Source organism: Caballeronia sp. SL1002 (genome assembly GCF_057814995.1).
Genome location: NZ_JBYMUW010000003.1, coordinates 631,836 through 647,621 on the forward strand (window position 1 = coordinate 631,836; position 15,786 = coordinate 647,621).

General features: G+C 62.4%; 14 protein-coding genes. 12 read left to right on the forward strand and 2 right to left on the reverse strand.

The genetic code is table 11. The features are described 5' to 3' along the window. The first annotated feature begins 166 nt into the window (after positions 1–166). From AC3D25_RS20280 to AC3D25_RS20335, 12 genes are all read left to right on the forward strand, one after another. Positions 167–670: a hypothetical protein gene (locus tag AC3D25_RS20280; RefSeq protein WP_488890234.1), complete on the forward strand. Its 504-nt coding sequence runs from the start codon at positions 167–169 to the stop codon at positions 668–670. Positions 671–1,123: 453 nt separating this feature from the next. Next, positions 1,124–1,333 (forward strand): hypothetical protein, encoded by a 210-nt coding sequence (locus tag AC3D25_RS20285; RefSeq protein WP_488890235.1) that lies wholly within the window; start codon positions 1,124–1,126, stop codon positions 1,331–1,333. Positions 1,334–1,403: 70 nt separating this feature from the next. Continuing rightward, positions 1,404–2,567: a DNA polymerase IV gene (dinB, locus tag AC3D25_RS20290; RefSeq protein WP_488890236.1), complete on the forward strand. Its 1,164-nt coding sequence runs from the start codon at positions 1,404–1,406 to the stop codon at positions 2,565–2,567. A gap of 114 nt (positions 2,568–2,681) precedes the next feature. Beyond that, positions 2,682–3,266, forward strand: a complete 585-nt coding sequence (locus AC3D25_RS20295) for a glutathione binding-like protein (RefSeq protein ID WP_488890237.1) — start codon at positions 2,682–2,684, stop codon at positions 3,264–3,266. A 121-nt stretch (positions 3,267–3,387) separates the two neighbouring features. After that, positions 3,388–4,377: a zinc-dependent alcohol dehydrogenase family protein gene (locus AC3D25_RS20300; protein ID WP_488890238.1), complete on the forward strand. Its 990-nt coding sequence runs from the start codon at positions 3,388–3,390 to the stop codon at positions 4,375–4,377. Between the two features lie 306 nt (positions 4,378–4,683). Beyond that, on the forward strand, positions 4,684–5,694 hold the full coding sequence (locus AC3D25_RS20305; RefSeq protein WP_488890239.1) for a hypothetical protein: 1,011 nt from the start codon (positions 4,684–4,686) through the stop codon (positions 5,692–5,694). Between the two features lie 12 nt (positions 5,695–5,706). Further along, positions 5,707–6,144, forward strand: coding sequence for a type 2 periplasmic-binding domain-containing protein (locus AC3D25_RS20310; protein ID WP_488890240.1), 438 nt, complete (start codon positions 5,707–5,709; stop codon positions 6,142–6,144). Between the two features lie 22 nt (positions 6,145–6,166). Next, complete coding sequence (locus AC3D25_RS20315; protein WP_488890241.1) at positions 6,167–9,373, forward strand: bifunctional diguanylate cyclase/phosphodiesterase; 3,207 nt, start codon at positions 6,167–6,169, stop codon at positions 9,371–9,373. A gap of 156 nt (positions 9,374–9,529) precedes the next feature. After that, positions 9,530–10,036 carry a sugar dehydrogenase complex small subunit gene (locus AC3D25_RS20320; RefSeq protein ID WP_488890242.1) on the forward strand — a complete coding sequence of 169 codons (507 nt, stop codon included), beginning with the start codon at positions 9,530–9,532 and terminating at the stop codon, positions 10,034–10,036. A 21-nt stretch (positions 10,037–10,057) separates the two neighbouring features. Further along, a complete protein-coding gene (locus AC3D25_RS20325; protein ID WP_488890243.1) occupies positions 10,058–11,656 on the forward strand; it encodes a GMC family oxidoreductase in 1,599 nt (532 codons plus the stop codon). An 8-nt stretch (positions 11,657–11,664) separates the two neighbouring features. Continuing rightward, complete coding sequence (locus AC3D25_RS20330; RefSeq protein ID WP_488890244.1) at positions 11,665–13,080, forward strand: c-type cytochrome; 1,416 nt, start codon at positions 11,665–11,667, stop codon at positions 13,078–13,080. 157 nt (positions 13,081–13,237) lie between these two features. Next, positions 13,238–13,510, forward strand: a complete 273-nt coding sequence (locus tag AC3D25_RS20335) for a hypothetical protein (RefSeq protein WP_488890245.1) — start codon at positions 13,238–13,240, stop codon at positions 13,508–13,510. Positions 13,511–13,537: 27 nt separating this feature from the next. Here AC3D25_RS20335 and AC3D25_RS20340 read toward each other — a convergent pair whose 3' ends face one another. Both AC3D25_RS20340 and cls read right to left on the reverse strand, forming a co-directional pair. Beyond that, positions 13,538–13,693 carry a hypothetical protein gene (locus AC3D25_RS20340; protein ID WP_488890246.1) on the reverse strand — a complete coding sequence of 52 codons (156 nt, stop codon included), beginning with the start codon at positions 13,691–13,693 and terminating at the stop codon, positions 13,538–13,540. Between the two features lie 286 nt (positions 13,694–13,979). Next, positions 13,980–15,281, reverse strand: a complete 1,302-nt coding sequence (cls, locus tag AC3D25_RS20345) for a cardiolipin synthase (protein WP_488890486.1) — start codon at positions 15,279–15,281, stop codon at positions 13,980–13,982. Between the last annotated feature and the right edge of the window lie 505 nt (positions 15,282–15,786).

Sequence of the window (15,786 nt, forward strand, 5' to 3'; positions counted from 1 at the left end):
GCGTCTCCTGAGGAACATCAATGCACTTACTTCAAAGGACATTCTCGTTGCGACAGCATCGCCCGATGATATGCCATCGCGCCGGATCATCTATCGCATACACTAAAATCTGCGTCGACGAGAGGACTGCGCCTGCATCGGCGCGTCGCCGTCGCGGAGGATACTCATGTCGATTCGAATCGCAAGAAGGCTGCTCTCGCTCGGAGCGCTCGCGCTCGTCGCCTGTGCGCAGCCGCATGAGCAGGTCTCGCCGGGCGAGGACCAGTCCGCGTTGATTGCGCGGTTCGGGCCTCCGCGCGAAACCTACGATCTGCCCAATGGCGCGAAGCGCCTGATGTGGCCGACCCAGCCCATGGGTTCGACGACGACCGCAGCGGACGTCGATGCATCCGGCAAAGTGATCGGCGTTCGCCAGGTGTTGCAGGAGACCGAGTTCTATCGCGCCGAAGTCGGAAAATGGACGCGTGACGACGTGCTCGCGAACTTCGGCAAGCCCTTCGAAACCGCGTATTTCAAGCGCATGGACCGGCAAGTGTGGTCGTATCGATATATGGAGAACAACATCGATCACATGATCTTCAACTACTACTTCGACGACCAAGGCGTCTTGCGTCAAACTCAAAAGCAGCCCGACCCCCAATACGAACGCAACCTGCGCGGTCGTTTCTAGATCGTGTTCGTGCTTCGTTCGACGGAAGCGAATGAAATCCCGGTCCTTACTGCAACACGACGACCCGGTTCTCGGCCTCGATTCCGAGTTGACCATTGCTGAGCGATGCAGTTGCGTCACGCGATGGCGCACGGCATAAATCAGCAACGGAAGTCATTTGCGGACCTGTGTCGATATTTCTCCACGCATCGAGCGGCGCTCTTTTCGCCGGCGCACGTTGACGGCCGCTGCGGCTATCTGGAAAGCTGTACGTTTATACAGTATCCTAGAGCGGCGTCCACGCGGCCGAATCCTCGGCTGAATAATTTTGAATCGATCGCGGTCTGGCGCCGTCGATGCGCGGCTCTTGTCCGGCAAATGCCACTGCTAGAATTTCGGTTTCCGTGCCGGATCGCGAAAATTGCGTGACGCGCGCCATGCCCACGGACAGTAACCAGCGAGGATGGAAAGGCGATGGCGAGGACGATCGAAGTCGCACCCGGCGTTGAATTTTCAGCCGACGTGCTGGCGCTAGACTGGATCTTTACCGCATCGGGGCGACCGAAACCCGAACCCGAGTCGGCCACGCACGCAAAGCGCTCCGGCAACGGCGTCTCGGCTGCGTCGTCGGGTTTTTCCGGATCGCATCCAATCAGCGTCCTTGAGCAGATCGATCTTCTCTAGGCGTGGCCACCACTCATCGTCATTGCAATCTCACTCAACGTCAGCCCGCCAGTCGTCGGCGCCGCCGAACATGACTCAGTCACACCGCCGCATTGCCCACCTCGACATGGACGCGTTTTTCGCTTCTGTCGAACTGCTTCGCTACCCCGAGTTGCGGGGAAAGGCCGTGGTCGTGGGAGGAGGGCATCGCGGCGAGCCGACCGTGCTCGCGGACGGCACGCGGCAGTTCGTCAGCCTGCGTGACTATGCCGGGCGGGGCGTCGTGACGACCTCGACCTACGAAGCCCGCAAGCTCGGCGTTTTTTCGGCGATGGGCATGATGAAGGCCGCGCAACTCGCGCCCGACGCCATTCTGCTGCCGAGTAATTTCGATTCTTATCGTCATTACTCGACGCTTTTCAAGGAAGCGGTCGCGACCATCGCTCCGCGCATCGAAAACCGGGGTATCGACGAGATCTATATCGATCTGACGGACATTCCCGGCGAAACGCGGATCCTCGCGCAAAGGATCAAGCGGGTCGTCGGCGATGCCACCGGTCTGTCGTGCTCGATCGCGGTCGCGCCGAACAAACTGCTGGCGAAAATCGGCTCCGAACTGGACAAGCCGGACGGCCTCACCATCCTGTCGATGGAGGACGTAGAGACGCGCATCTGGCCGCTCGCCGCGAAAAAGGTGAATGGCATCGGGCCGAAGGCGAGCGAGCGGTTAGCCGCGCTCGGCATTCTCACCGTGGGCGACATCGCGCGTGCGGACGCCGCGTTTCTTCAGGAGCACTTCGGTCTCAGTTACGCGACGTGGCTGACCCGCATTTGCCGGGGTATCGACGATCGCGACCTCGAAACCGCGTCCGTTCCGCGCTCGAAATCGCGCGAGACGACGTTTTCGCGCGATCTCCATCCACGACGCGACCGCGCCGAACTCTCCGAGCAATTCACAGCTTTGTGCGTGCGCCTCGCGGAAGATCTGGAAAAGCGCAAGCTCATCTCCGGTTGCATCGGTATCAAGGTGCGGTTCGCGGACTTCTTTACGGTCACGCGCGACCTCACGCTCGACGCACCGATTGCGGATGCCAGGTCGATCCGCCGCGCGGCGACGGAGTGTCTGAAGCGTGTTCCGCTCGACCGCAGCATCCGCTTGCTCGGCGTGCGGGCCAGCACGCTGTCGGACATGACCGAGGGCGCGCAGTCGGCGCGCTGGGTCCAGTCGCAGATTCAATTTTCCAGCGACGATTAAATCGTTTCTAAGTATTTGTTGCCGATAGCACTTCACTTATCTGCACGAACGCAGCGCGGCATATCCCTTGCTGCTCTCCGTGGGTACCGACCAGTCCACAAGGAGACGCAGATCATGAAACTCTATTATTCGCCCGGTGCTTGCAGCCTCGCCGACCACATCGCGATGCACGAAGCCGACCTCACCTTCGACCGCGTTCGCGTCGATCTGAAAACGAAGCTGACCGAGGCCGGACAGAAATTCGAAGCAATCAATCCGAAGGGTTATGTACCGACCGTCGAACTAGACGACGGCCAGATACTGACCGAGAACGTCGCGATCCTCTCGTGGGTCGCCCAGCAAAAACCGTCGCTCGCGCCGACTGGCGAACACGCCGCGTTGCGTTTGATTGAAACGCTTGCGTTCATATCGACCGAAATCCACAAGCAATTCGCCCACGTTTTCAAACCGACGTCCGATGCCGGCGAGGCCGCCGCACGCGAGAAGATCGGCCAGCGGTTCCAGTTGATCGCCGGCATGCTCAAGGGCGACTACCTGTTCGGCAGCGAAGCGAGTGTGGCCGATGCTTATCTCTTCACCATGCTGCTCTGGGCAAACAAGGTGGGAATCGACGTGCCGCAGCGGCTGACGGAATTCGCGCAACGCATGCGCGCGCGGCCCGCCGTGCAACTGGCGCTGAAACACGAAGGGCTCGAATGATCGAACCAAGGCCCGCAAGGGCCTTTTTGCCGTTCACGCGTGCCGTGCGGAAAAAGAAGAGTTTTGATTAGCTGGGTACTATGAGTACCCGCAGTTCGTCATCATCACTCTGGAGTTTTCCATGTCACGCGTGATTCAATTTTCCAAGGCTGGTGGCCCCGAAGTTCTCGAATTTATCGAGACCGACGTGCGCGCCCCGGGTCCAAAGGAAGTTCGCATCGATGTGAAGGCAATCGGCATCAACCGGGCGGAAGCGATGTGGCGCGCCGATACCTACATCGAGCCGCCCACGTTTCCAGCCGGACTGGGGTACGAGGCGGCGGGCGTGATCGACGCGGTCGGTGCGGACGTCGCCGGATTGAAGCCGGGCGACAAGGTCAGCGTGATTCCGTCGTTCTCGATGAACCAATATGGCATGTATGGCGAGGCGGTCATCGCGCCGGACTATGCGGTCGTGAAGCATCCTGAATCGCTTTCCTTCAGCGACGCGGCGTCGGTGTGGATGATGTTCGTGACCGCCTACGGCGCGCTGGTCGAAGACGCGAAAATCGGGCGGGGCGACTTCGTCATTATCCCGGCTGCGTCGAGCAGCGTGGGACTCGCCGCGATCCAGATCACGAATTACGCGGGCGCGACGTCGATTGCGCTCACGCGTACCGCGGAGAAAAAGCAGGCATTGCTCGACGCGGGCGCGGCTCATGTTGTCATCACGGAAGAAATGGATCTCGTCGATGAAGTCAAACGCATTACGGGCGGGCAGGGCGCGCGCGTGGCGTTCGATCCCGTGGGCGGCCCGAACTTCGCCAGGCTTATTTCGGCCTTGTCGTTCGGCGGCATCGCGTACATCTATGGCGCGCTCAGTGAAGCGCCGACGCCGCTCCCGGTGCTCGACATGATCGCGAAAGTGCTGACGGTCAAGGCGCACAATATCTGGCTCACCAGCGGCGACGAAACGCGGCGCAAGGCCGCCGTGGAGTACGTGTTGAAGGGTCTGGAGAGCGGCGCGCTCAAGCCGGTGATCGACCGAATCTTCACGTTCGATGAAATGGTCGATGTGCATCGCTATCTCGAAGCCAACGGTCAGTTCGGGAAGATCGTCGTGACGGTGTGAGATCCGAGCCGGGCAATTCGCTTTCGAACAAATCCCCGCGCGCCAACGTTTGCGCGGGGCGCGGCATGCTTCGCGCGTCGCGAGCCGTAGCCGGAAATTGCAAACTCGCGAAATTCGCCATTTCTTCCTAAAGGTCTGACGAGAACGCGCCGTTACTTCGGTGGCAGCACTGGCGCTGTACTACCGAAGCAGACCGTATAGATGAACAGGTTCCACCCTCGCCGCCGTTCGCGGATGGCGGTCTCTGCCCTTTTGCTCGCCACCGCGAGTTTTACCTCTGTAGCGCGCGGCGAAGAGCCGTCGCGGATGTTTTCCGTCAGTGGCTTCGGCACACTGGGCGTGACGCATTCCACGCTCGATACCGCCGACTTCGCGAGCACCGCGTTCGAACCGAACGGAGCGGGATACAGCCGGAAGTACGATTTCGCCAGCGATTCGAAGGTGGGCGTGCAGGTGCAGGGGCAGTTCACGAACCAGCTTTCGGCCGTCGTCCAGGTGGTGTCCGAGCATCGTTACGACAACTCTTTCAGGCCCGCTATCGAGTGGGCGAACCTGCGATACGCGTTCACGCCGGACTTTAGCGTGCGTATCGGCAGAATCGAGTTGCCTACTTTTCTGAATTCGGATTATCGCGACGTCGGCTACGCGAATCCGTGGGCGCGCGTGCCGCAGGAGGTTTACAGCGCACAGCCGATCACCAACAGCGACGGCGCGGACGCCTCGTACCGCTTTCACCTGGGCACGGCGATCAACACGATCCGCGCGACCTACGGCGTGTCCTCGTTTCACATCAGCCCGGGCAATCTGAAGGTCACTGGACGCGGTATTTTCGGCATATTCGACACGCTGGAATACGGCGCGCTCACTGCGCGCGCGGGCTATTTGCGCGGCAACGCGACGCTTTCGACGCTGCCGGCCGAATCGACTGCCGTCTACACGCTCGCGCTTGCCTACGATCCCGGCCATTGGTTCGTGCAAGGGGAACTGGCCCGCGTGACCGTCGACCAGCTCACGCCCGGCTATCTGAGCGGCTATGTCACGGCCGGATATCGGATCCACAGCTTCACGCCCTACGTGACCTTCGCCCGCGAGCAGTCGCTCGGCCACGCCACGGTGGCGCCGAACTACAACCTCGGGCAAACGGACGGCTCGGTCGGCGTGCGCTGGGACTTCGCGAAGAACCTCGACCTGAAGCTGCAATACGACCATCTCTGGTTGCCGTCGAACTCCGCAGGGTCGTTCGTGAACATCCAGCCGTCGTACCGGCTTGGCAGCGGAACGAATGTGTTCTCCGCTGTCCTCGACTTCGTTTTCTGAGCGGTGCGCACGATGCGATACTCCCTCAGGCACCTTTCCTACCCGCTCGTCGCGCTCGTTTTGCTGGGGCTCGCGAACCGCTCGGATGCGGAAGTCGTCGTGGTCGTGTCGCCGCAAAATCCGCTCGTGTCCCTCACGCAAACCGAGATCGCCGATATTTTCCTCGGGCGAACCGGCTCGTTCTCGAACGGTCGCGACGCGCTGCCGATCGATCAGTCGCCCGATATGCTCGCCTACGCCGAGTTCTATACGCGCATCGCGGGCAAGTCGCCCGCGCAGCTTCGGGCGTACTGGTCGAAGCTTATTTTTACGGGACGCGGACAGCCGCCGCGCGAGGTGAGCGGCGGCGCGGAGGTGAAGCGCGTGATCGCGTCGAATCGCAATGCAGTCGGCTACATGGACAAGAGCGATGTCGATGCGAGCGTGAAGGTCGTGCTCGATCTCCACTGAGCGAAACGGAAGCCAGCACGCCATGTCAGCCACCCTCGACCACGGACGCCCGCCCGCGCGATCTCACATGATCGGCGTGTTGCGCAAGTTCGTCCGCCGCGTGGTCGATGTGCATCTTCTTTTTCCGCTGTTCACGGCGGCTGTGCTGTTGATCGGATGGAGCGCGGTGCTGCATACCATTGCGATCGAAGAAGCGTCGACGCGCACGGCGATGCTGGAATCGACGCGCGAACTCGCGGACACCTACGAAGCGCAACTCGGGCGCAACCTCGTCGCGATCGATCAGACGCTCAAGACCATTCAGTACGCGTACATGCTGAACGGTGTCGCGGCGCTCTCGCAGATGCGCGAGCGCGGCCTGTTGCCGCCCGCCATGCTGTTTCGCGTGTCCATCTTCGACGCCGACGGCGAGCTCGTCGGCGCGACGCGCACGCTGTCGCTCATCAACGCGGAAAAGGCGCCGTGGTTCGCCGAGCAGCGCAACCGCAGCAACGACTATCCGTCGCCGTTCGTCGGCAAGACCGCCGACAATCGCTTGAGCGGCGCGGGCGAAATCACCTTCAGCCGGCGGCTCAGCAACAGCGCTGGCGCGTTCGCGGGCGTCGTCGCGGTGACGGTGGACCCGGAATATTTCACGAGCGGCTACGATCTCGCGCGCATGGGCAGCGACGGCATGCTGGCGCTTCTCGGCACCGACGGCGTGGTGCGTGCCGAGCGCCGGGGCGATAACGCTTCGTGGGGCGCGCTCGTCGCGAGCGACGAACCGTTGCGCGCGCGGTCCGACGCCGCGCATTCGCCGATCCGCGATCACTGGAATCGCGATGTGCCGCGCGTCGTCAGCGTGCGCGAACTGCACGGTTTTCCGCTGCTTGCCGTGGCGGGGCTCGGCGAAGACGAGCAGATGACCGACTTCCTTCGGCATCGCAAGACGTATCTCGAAGCAGCGGCAATGGGCAGCGTGCTGCTGGTGATCCTTGCGTATTTCGTCAGCCGCGCAAGCCTTCAACTCACGCTGAGCCGCGAGCGCGCGCGCCGCGCGCAACAGACGTTTTACGCAGCATCCGAGGGGAGTCTCGACGCGTTCTTCATCTTGCAAGGCCGTACTTCCGCGGACGGCCGCGCGCGGGTCTTTCTGATCCAGGAGTCGAACCGGCGCGCGGCGGAATTGCTCGGCATCGCGCGGGAAAGGCTGGTCGGGCAACCGCTTTGCAGCGCGTTCAAAGGCTCGGAAAGCGACGCGATGCTCGACGAATTCGCGCAGGTCGAGCGCACCGGCGTGACCGCCGAATACGAGTGGCGACACGAGCGGCCCGACGGCACGTCGATCTGGCTGCAACGCCAAGCGGTCAGGGTGGACGGCGGCGTGGTCGCGATCATGCGCGACGTAAGTACGCGCAAGCACACCGAACTGCGGCGCGCGGAACAAAGCCGCGTGCTCGAAATGATCGCGACCGGCGACTCCCTCGACAGCATCCTGAACTACCTGATCCGCGTGCTGGAAGCGCAGATTACCGGCTCCGTCGGCGCAATCCTGCTGTGTGACGAGGACAGCCGCCGTTTCGATATCGGCGCGGGACCAGGCCTGCCCGAAGCGTATTTCCGATCCGCGGCGTTCTCGGTCGTCGGCGCGGAAAGCGGGCCGACGGGGCGCGCGATTCACGGGCAAAGCCCGGTGCTGATATCCGATGTCAAGCGCGACCCGCTCATGAGCGCGATGTTCTGGGACGCCGGACTGAGCGCGTGCGGCGCGTGCTGGTCATGGCCGATCCTCTCGCATCGCGGCGGTGCTATCGGCGCGATAACGCTCTATCTCGACCACGCGCGCGAGCCGACTACGCTCGAAACCGAAAGCATCGCGACCTCCACGCGGATTGCCGCCATCGCGATCGAGCGGCGGCGCGCGGAGAGCCGCATCCAGCACATGGCGAATCACGATTCGCTGACAGGCCTGCCGAATCGCGCGCTGCTGACCGACCGGCTCGAACGGTTTTTGCAGACGCCGCATTGCGAACGGCGCGGTTTGTCCGTGCTGTTCGTCGATCTCGACAACTTCAAGCTCATCAACGACAGCCTCGGGCATCGCGCGGGTGACGAACTGTTGCGCACGATCGCGCAGCGCATGGTGGAGTCCGTGCGTGCAAGCGATACCGTCGTGCGGCTGGGCGGCGACGAGTTCGTGGTCGTGCTGATCGACGAAACGCCCGCGCGCGAGCCGGGCATGGTCGTGGTCGAGACGCTCAGGACGGCGATCCTGCGGCCGGTCGTGCTGGACGGGCAGACGTATCGCGTGACGAGCAGCATGGGACTCGCGAGCTATCCCGGCGACGGCACCGATACCGAGACGCTCTTGATGAACGCCGACGCCGCGATGTATCGCGCGAAGGAACTCGGCCGCAACAATTTCCAGACCTATGCAGCCGAACTGAACTCGAAGGCGCGTGCGCGCTTGCGCTTGCGCGAACAGATGCGCGAGGCGCTCGACAACGACGAGTTCCATCTTCTCTATCAACCGCAGATCGCGCTGAAAACGAACGCGCTCGTGGGCGTCGAAGCGCTGTTGCGATGGAATCATCCGCTCGACGGCGCCATGTCGCCCGCCGATTTCATTCCGGTGGCGGAAGAAAACGGCCTCATCATCGAGATCGGCGACTGGGTGCTGCGCACCGCGTGCCGGCAGGCGCAGCAGTGGCTCGCCGCGGATCTCGGGCCGGGCACGATGTCGGTCAACGTCTCGCCGCGACAGTTCGCGGACAGCGACTGGGTCGGGCGAGTCGAACACGCGCTCGCGGAAAGCGGCTTGCCGCCGAGCATGCTCGAACTGGAAATTACCGAAGGCGCGATCATGCAGGATCTCGACGGCGCCATCGTCACGATGATGAAGCTGCAGACGATGGGCGTACGGCTCGCGATCGACGATTTCGGCACCGGGTATTCGAGCCTGAGCGCGCTAAAGCATTTCCCGATCCGCCGTCTCAAAGTGGATCAGTCATTCGTGCGCGGGCTGCCCGACAGCGAGGACGATTGCGCGATCGCGCGCGCGGTGATTCTGCTCGGACAGCAGTTGCATCTGACGGTGATCGCGGAAGGCGTCGAGACCGAGGCGCAGCTCGATTTTCTGCGCCGCTGCGACTGCGACGAGATACAGGGGTATCGGTTCAGCAGGCCACTGCAGGCGCATGAAGTCGAACAGTTGGCGCGCGGGCCGGTCGTCTGGCCCGAGATAGGCTGACGTCTGAAACGCTGCATTGAGGGCCGGCGACATGGCGTCATTTTGTGATGCACGCGCCCAGGATTTCAACATTCTGGAACCGATACCATATAATGCTGCCCCTACGCAGCGTCCTAGTGTCGCAAAAGCGGAAAAATCACAATAGAGTTTTTCCCCATGTCTCAAGAAGAAGTTGCCCCGGACGCGACCCGCCGACGGTTGCTTACTGCATTGATGGCGAGCTATGTCTCGACCTTCATTCCCTCGGCGAAAGCGACCGATGTCGCATCGAACGCGCCGCTCGCCGATTTCGTCGCGGTGTCGGGCTTGCTCACCGGCCGCGCACCGGACCCGGTTTCCGCGCGGGCGCTTCATTCGGCGCTCGTGACAGCGGTGCCCGACTTCGACGCGCGCCTGCGCGATCTGGCGGCGTTCATCAAGACCCGCGCGTCCACCGCGGCGAGCCTTCAGGCCGACCTCGACAGCGCCGCCGCGCCGTTCGCCAAGCTGCCCGCGACGATCGCAACCGCGTGGTACGTCGGCACGGCAGGCAGCGGTGTGCCGGCGCGCTGCGTCACGTACGAAACCAGCCTGATGTTCACCGTGGTCGCCGACCGGCTGAAGCCGCCGAGCTATGCCTACGGTCCGTACGGAAGCTGGGGCCGCAACCCGGCTGCGGTTTAACGAATCTCTGCAGGAAAAATAATGTCCGAACAGTTGTCGGCCGATGTCGTTGTCATCGGCTCCGGGATCGTGGGTTCGCTCGCCGCGCATCGCCTCGTGTCGCAAGGTGCGTCCGTCATCATTCTCGAAGCGGGATCGCGTAACGATCGCGGCCGCATCGTGGCGAACTTCCGCAATTCGCCGCGCAAGAACGATTTCATGTCGCCGTATCCGCCGAGCGCGTGGGCGCCGCATCCCGTCTACCAGCCCGTCGATAACGAGTATCTCGTGCAGGCCGGGCCGTATCCGTACAAGGCCGAATATATCCGCATGGTCGGCGGCACGACGTGGCACTGGGCGGCGCAGGCGTGGCGCATTCTGCCGAACGATTTGCGCATGCAAAGCCTTTACGGCATCGGTCGCGACTGGCCCATTTCCTACGACGACCTCGAACCGTTTTACTACGAAGCCGAAGTCAAAATGGGCGTCTCGGGCGCGCCCAATAACGGCTCGCCGCGCACGAAACCGTTCCCGATGCAGCCGGTCGCGGAATCGTTTCTGGAACAGCGCTTCCGTGAGCGGCTCGCACCGGGCGGCTATTCGGTGATCACCAACACGACCGCGCGCAACAGCCGCAACTACGATGGCCGCCCGGCCTGCTGCGGCAACAACAACTGCATGCCGATCTGCCCGATCGACGCGCAGTATCACGGCGGTCTCGCGGCCGACGCCGCCGAGGCAGCGGGCGCCAAGTTGATTCCGGATGCGGTCGTGTATCGCATCGAGCACGATGCCAGCGGGCGCATCGCGGCGGTGCATTACTTCGATCCCGCGAAGAACAGCCATCGCGTGACGGGCAAGACTTTTATAGTCGCGGCGAACGGTATCGAAACGCCGAAGCTGTTGCTGCTGTCCGCCTCCGACAAGTTCAAGAACGGGCTGGCGAACAGTTCCGGCATGGTGGGTCGCAACCTGATGGATCACCCGAGCAACGGTCTCGTTTTCGATGCCGACGAGGAGTTGTGGCCGGGGCGCGGACCGATGAGCCCATCGTCGATCAACGCCATGCGCGATGGCGCGTTCCGTTCCGAACACGCCGCGTACCGGATCGACATTTCGAACTCGTCGCAGGTGCTGTCGGTGACGCAGGCGCTGATTGCGAAGGGCGTGTACGGCGCTGAATTGGACAAGCAGATTCGTTATCACGCGGCGCGTCAGTGCAGCCTGAAGAACGTGCTGGAGATTCTTCCCGATCCGAATAACCGCGTCGTGCTCAGCGGCAAGAAGGACGCAATGGGTATACCGAAGCCCGAGGTCCACTACGCGATGAGCGACTACGTGCATCGCGGCATGCTGGCCGCGCGCGAAGACTACACGCGGATCGCCGCGTTGATGGGCGGCACGAATCTGCGATATTCGCCCGACGGCGTCTATAGCAACAACCAGCACATCACCGGCACGGTCAGCATGGGCGCGGACGCGGACACTTCGGTCGTGGACGGTTACGGTCGCACGCACGATCACGAGAATCTCTACATCGCGAGCACCGGCGTGATGCCGACCGCCGCGACGGTCAATTCCACGCTGACCGCTGTCGCGCTCGCGCTGCGTTCGGCCGAGCATATCCACGCCAACCGATGAGCACGCGCATGTCATTTGTCACCCGTATCGCGCTTCTCCTCCTGGCGACGTGCGCCTTCGCCCCACTTGCCCGCGCCGACGACGCCGACGCCGCGCTGCTCGCCCGTGGCCAGTATCTCGCGACCGCCGGCGATTGCGTCGCGTGTCACAGCGCGCCGAAAGGCTTGCCGTTTGCAGGCGGCTTGCCGCTCGATACGCCGCTCGGCAAGATCGTCTCGACGAACATCACGCCGTCGAAACGCTTCGGTATCGGCAATTACACGCTCGATCAGTTTTCGGCGGCCTTGCGCGAGGGCGTTCGCTCGGATGGCGCGCATCTTTATCCCGCGATGCCGTACACGTCCTACGCGCAAGTCAGCGACGACGACGTGAAGGCGCTCTACGCGTATTTCATGCACGGCGTGAAGCCGGTTGAGGTTGCGTCGAAGGAAACCGCGTTGCCGTTCCCGTTCAACATCCGGCTCTCGATGATGGGCTGGAATTTGCTCTTTCTGGACCGCAAGCCGTTCGTGCCGGACCCGGCAAAATCGGTCGAGTGGAATCGCGGCGCTTACCTCGTGAACGGTCTCGCGCACTGCAGCACCTGTCACACGCCGCGCAATTTGCTGATGGCCGAGAAACCTTCGCTGGGACTGAGCGGCGGCGCGGTGGGTACGTGGTATGCGCCGAACGTCACGTCCGATCGAACAAGCGGGATCGGCGGCTGGAGCGAAACGGAAATCGCCGATTACCTGCGCAGCGGCCATGTGGTCGGCAAGGCGCAGGCGGCGGGTCCGATGGCCGAAGCGGTGGACAACAGTTTCCGTCATCTCAACGACACGGACCTGAAGGCAATGGCCGTCTACTTGAAAACGACGCCGCCGGTCGGCAATTCCGCCGACACGACGCCGGCTTATGGCTACGGACGTCCGACCGGCGGTTTCGCGCAGATTCGCGGCGAGCCGGTTCCCACCGATGCCAATACGTGGAGCGGACCGCAGCTTTACGACGCGTATTGCGCGTCGTGCCATCAGGCACGCGGGCAGGGCGCGGGCGAGGGAATCGACGGTCCGGGCCTGCCGTCGTTGTTTCATAACACCGCGCTTGGACATACCAACACCGATAACCTCGTGATGGTGATGCTGGATGGCGTGCATCGTCAGGCGGATGTATCGGATGTCCTCATGCCCGCGTTCGGCCGCCTGCTGTCCGACGAGCAGATTGCTACGCTCGGCAATTACCTGCTTGCGACCTACGGCAATCCGCGAGCGACTGTGACGTCACATCAGGTCGCGACGTTGCGGGCAGGCGGCGCGCCTTCGATGCTCGTGCCGCTTGCGCGTACGGGGATGGTTCTGGCTGTGATCGTCGTTCTGGCGCTTGCATGGTGGTTCATTCGCAAGCGCCGCGATGCACGGTCGCGTGTTCGCCCGACATCGGCCTAAAAAAATACGCCCGATGCCGCGATGCGCTCGCGGCATTGGAGGACGCGCGAGCGCATGCGCGTGCGGCGCCTGAATGCCCTTTCCCGAGTTGGAGCGACTTCCAGACCACCGTGCTGATGGTGTCGTAAATTGGAATGCCTGTTTCTGCTTCGAACCCGTGCTCGCGAGCGTATATGCGACGCTGATCGCGAAAGTGCATCGCGTGCGCGGCGCAGCGAATGCGGACACGCTGCGCTGGGCCGAATCTGCGAGCGAGAACGAGGCCATTCTCGCGGCGCTGACCGATAAAGACCAAGACGATCTGCCGCGCATCCTGCATGAGCACGCGGAGAATGCGGCCCGCGAAGTGCTGGCCTTGTTGAGACGGGCGAATCTCGACGGCGCCGATCCCGCATTTAGCGATCGCGAGCAGGAACGCGCGTCGAGCTAAGCGAGGTCGTGCGAGCCGCGCAACGCGCTATTCCCACTCTCGCGGATACGGCTCGCGATGCTGGCGTTCAACTTCGATAGCCCGCGCAATCGCGTACTCCAGTTCGTCGGCGGTATAAATCAGAAGCGGCGTTGAGAAGACATCGGCGTGGCGTTGTTGCGCCACTTGATGTTCGCTTGGCATCCGGCCGCGCGTCAAAACGGCCGGGCTCGTCCGCGCGAACCGACCGCCTTCGCGGCTTCTGAATACGCTCGTTAAGATCGCGTCGCGCAAGCGTGTCTTGAACGTTGGTCCCCGCGTTCCGACAGCGATCCGAGTGGAAACAATCCCGAATAAGGTCACTTTTTACTTTCTTGTCTGAAGTCACTTCTACCGACGATACCCGAACGATTTCTCTATCGAAAGCATTTATTGCCGGGTATTTCCCCTTGGATGCGCACAAACGTTTGCGACATGACGGCCCCGCGCATCAGAGCTGCCAGTCGAGCATCCACACGAACTTGTCGATCAGCTTTTCGGTCAGAGGGCGGTTGAGCCACATGTCGAGCGTCACTTGCTGGGACTTCGCGATGTCGCCTTCGAGAATGGCCGCCTGCTCGCGCGCGAACGCGCGATCGTAGATATTGAGGTTGGCTTCGTCATTGAGCTTGAAGGAGCGGCTGTCGAAGTTGGTCGAGCCAACCGAGACGAGCAGATCATCCACCACGAGAAGCTTGCAGTGGAACATGGTCGGCTGGTACTCGAACATCTCGATGCCTGCCTTTAACAAGTCGCCCCAGCAAGCACGAGACGCCTCGCGCACGGTGTGCGTGTCGATGCGCTTGCCGGGCGTCACGATGCGCACTTTGACGCCGCGCCGCGCGGCTTCGACGAGGGCATTGATCGCGAGGCCGTCCGGGACGAAGTACGCGCTTGCCAGGTAAATCGAATGCGTCGCGGCGGTGATGGCCATCAGGTACATGAGCTCCATGTCGTCGCTGCCGCTCGTGGGCGAACTGCCGAACATGTGGGCCGCGCCGTCGCCGCGCGCTTCGAGTTCCGGGAAGTAGGCCGGACCGTGCAGGACGTCGCCGGTTGCCTTGATCCAGTTGTCCATGAACACGGATTGCATGTGAGCGACGGCGGGCCCTTCTAGCCTGAAGTGCGTATCGCGCCAGTGCTTGGGGTCTTGCGCGCGACCGGTCCATTCCTCGGCGATCCCGACGCCGCCGGTGAAGCCAATGCGGCCGTCGATCACGAGAAGCTTGCGGTGCGTGCGGTTGTTCATGCGGCCGAGACCGGTCCAGTGAGGCTTGTGATACTGGATGACTTCGGCGCCGGCCTGCCGTAGTTCGTCGAGATAACGCTTGTCCATTTTCTTGCATCCTACCCAGTCGAGCAGAACGTGGACCTTGACGCCGGCGCGCGCCTTGTCGGCGAGCGCGCTCGCGAAGGCCTGGCCGATCGCGCCCGACCAGTAGATGAACGTCTCGAACGTGATGGTCTCGCGAGCCGAGCGGATGCCGGCCAGCATCGCGGGAAAGATCTGGTCGCCGTTCAGCAAGACTTCGTAGCGGTTGCCTTGCACGACAGGCGGCCCGAGCAGCGTGCTCATCGAACGGATGAACTGGGGGTGATCGCTCGGGTAAAGGCGGTCGATGTTGTGCTCGACTTTCTTCTCACCGCTCGTGAAGTTGGCGACCAGCAGGACGACGATCAGCGTGACGACGACCGCGATCAGGACGGCGAGGGCGACCGGTGTGAAATGTGAAGCGAACAGTCCGGCGATCATTGACATGGGCAGGGATCAGGATGAAACCGTTAGAGGAATGAGTTCGGATGAGTCGCAAGGTGCGGGCAACGAAGGTAGCACGAGCAACATTCGCGCCGCGGGGTTTAAGGCGAGGATATCCGATGCCGCTTTGCAGGGATCGCAGATGGCGCGATTCAGCTTGCGCGAGCGGATTAATGCGGTCCTCCTTGCGCCTTTCAGACTCACCCAATGCACTACGCGTAACTACAATTGCCGTCACATTCATTTCGTATCCTCGATCCAACTTCGACGGACACAGAATCCCGGCGACACGAAACGGGACTCGTGGAGCGCGTCCCTCTTTTTGTCGGCGGATTGCCTTGCACGATTTGCTCTCGCCAACGAAAAGACCGCAACGATCCGCCGGCCAGCGTCATTGCCGCAACAATGCTTCTGAATAACCGGACGTTGGAGCGTCCGGTCGTTCGCATCCGCGACATAGGGCCAAAGTCCAATATCTGACGCCGCGCATCGGGCATATCCT